The following is a 1,311-nucleotide window of genomic DNA, read 5'->3' as shown; positions in this document are numbered from 1 at the left end:
TGGCCAAAATGTGTGTATAGCGCTGGGCGTGTCGGGGTTGGTTAGTGGCTGGTTCGGCCGCCCCAGCCTTTCTGGATTCCGTTGCCGTCTTCCCAGCTGAAGTCGATGCCCATGACCGGGCCGACGGGGTCGTCGTCGGGGTGTGGTGATCGCCGTGGTGGCGGGTTGTAGTGCTCGGGGCGAGCCAGGCTCCACGGGTGACGCGGGTGCGAGGTCAGGCTGTCGAGTTTCCATTCCGCGGCCCGTCTGGCGTGTTCTACGGGCAGTCCGCGGTGCCGGCGGAACAGTTCCTTCAGGGCCCGGTTGGGGCCGCCCTCGAGTGAGGATGTCGTCCTTGCCAGTGGCCCGCCGGTCAGGGCGCGCGACTGGAGTTCGGGGTCGAGCCAGGTGAACAGGTGGTCCTGGCGGATGAGTTTGCGGAACGAGGCACGGGTCTTGCGCAGCGACTGGTGGGTGTACCACCAGGTGCGATCTGCGGGCACGTGAGCGGGGCGCAAGGCGTTGTGGCGGGCGTAGGAACGCAGCCGCATCAGCCCGTCCCAGCGGGTCTCCCAGTTGTGGTATTCCACAAGCCAGGAAACGGCTTCGTCCAGGTCGGTTACCTTCATTAATGCCCTGGTCAGGGCGAGGATCTCCTTTCCTGCTTCGAGTCGGGGTTTGAAGGTGTGGTGGCGGCGCACGACCTGGAAGATGTGGAAGTAGCAGCGTTGGATTCGGGTGTCGGGCCAAGATTCGGCCAGGGCGCTGTGTAGCCCGGAGCCGCCGTCGATGACGGCCATCATCGGGGCCGGCCACCTGTCTAGGATCTGTTGCCAGGCGATCTTTTTCTCGCGGTCGCACCATTGCCAGTCGATGACGTGGTGGCCGTCGGTGGCGATCAGCAGGCACCAGGACTGGAAGTAGGTGCCGTCGAGGATGATCACGTCGTGGACCACCCCGTCGGGCACGGGTGGTGGAACTTCGATGTTCCAGCACCACCTGGTGTTGCGGCGAAAGGTGCGGGCACTGGAGGCGATGGTGTCGGGCCTGCGGTCGCCGAGGAGCCAGGTCAGGAATTGATCGAGCTCGGCTTTGCGGGAGATATCTGGGCGCGACTGGGTCGTTGACGCACCACAATTGCGGCACCGCCAGCGGGTGCGACCGGAACTGGTTTTGCCGTTCCTGACCTGCTTCGATCCACATACACCACACGGCGGGGAATTCCGAGTAACCGACACCGAACATGCTTTCAGAGCATGTTCAACCCACCATCACCGCAGGCCACACCCACTAAATCCGGGTATCCATACACACATTCTGGCCTTTAACCCG

At 63.7% G+C, this 1,311-nt stretch carries 1 protein-coding gene; it reads right to left on the bottom strand.

The genetic code is table 11. From position 1 onward, the window contains the following. Window positions 1-41: 41 nt before the first annotated feature. Window positions 42-1,217: an IS1249 family transposase gene (locus ACWGLC_RS17765; RefSeq protein ID WP_452101097.1), complete on the bottom strand. Its 1,176-nt coding sequence runs from the start codon at window positions 1,215-1,217 to the stop codon at window positions 42-44. Window positions 1,218-1,311: the final 94 nt, after the last annotated feature.

This window comes from Dietzia sp. NPDC055877 (assembly GCF_053615975.1).
The sequence above is the reverse complement of the archived record's forward strand: the minus strand, read 5'-3'. Positions and strand labels throughout refer to the sequence as shown.